Consider the following 718-nt stretch of genomic DNA (forward strand, 5'->3'; position numbering starts at 1 on the left):
TGGAAGCATGGCGACATGTGGAGCTGACTGATACTAATAGATCGAGGACTTAACTAAAATGAAAAGCGGAAATGCCTGTTTATGGCATTAGAGCTGAACAAAATGATTACTTGTTTCTTTCTTCTTACCATAATCTAGTTTTCAGGGAATAATTTTCTAAAATTATACTTGAAAAAGTCTCAAAAACATGTATAATAAAATGTGTCTTGAGAAAAGTCTGGTGGCGATAGCGAGAAGGTCACACCCGTTCCCATACCGAACACGGAAGTTAAGCTTCTCAGCGCCAATGGTAGTTGGGGGTTCTCCCCCTGTGAGAGTAGGACGTCGCCAGGCGTTATATATGGAGGATTAGCTCAGCTGGGAGAGCATCTGCCTTACAAGCAGAGGGTCGGCGGTTCGATCCCGTCATCCTCCACCATTATTTTGACGATTATTATATGCCGGTTTAGCTCAATTGGTAGAGCAACTGACTTGTAATCAGTAGGTTGGGGGTTCAAGTCCTCTAGCCGGCACCATCTAATGAGCCATTAGCTCAGTCGGTAGAGCATCTGACTTTTAATCAGAGGGTCGGAGGTTCGAATCCTCCATGGCTCACCATTAGTAAACTTAAAATAGTATTAAGCGGGTGTGGCGGAATTGGCAGACGCACTAGACTTAGGATCTAGCGCCGCAAGGCGTGGGGGTTCGACTCCCTTCACCCGCACCAATTTATTATCAG

4 tRNA genes and 1 rRNA gene are annotated in these 718 nt (G+C 45.3%); all 5 read left to right on the forward strand.

Annotated features, from left to right (window positions below):
• Positions 1 to 216: 216 nt before the first annotated feature.
• The 5 genes from rrf to NiCM35_RS26640 all read left to right on the forward strand — a co-directional run bounded on the left by rrf (position 217) and on the right by NiCM35_RS26640 (position 706).
• Positions 217 to 333: ribosomal RNA gene (rrf, locus tag NiCM35_RS26620) — 5S ribosomal RNA — on the forward strand.
• 9 nt (positions 334 to 342) lie between these two features.
• Positions 343 to 418 (forward strand) — tRNA-Val (locus tag NiCM35_RS26625).
• A 21-nt stretch (positions 419 to 439) separates the two neighbouring features.
• Positions 440 to 515, forward strand: a tRNA-Thr gene (locus tag NiCM35_RS26630).
• A 6-nt stretch (positions 516 to 521) separates the two neighbouring features.
• Positions 522 to 597, forward strand: a tRNA-Lys gene (locus NiCM35_RS26635).
• Positions 598 to 621: 24 nt separating this feature from the next.
• Positions 622 to 706: transfer RNA gene (locus NiCM35_RS26640), tRNA-Leu, on the forward strand.
• The last annotated feature ends 12 nt before the right edge of the window (positions 707 to 718 follow it).

The organism is Niallia sp. M35 (genome assembly GCF_050971705.1).
Classification (GTDB): Bacteria; Bacillota; Bacilli; order Bacillales; family Cytobacillaceae; genus Niallia; species Niallia circulans_A.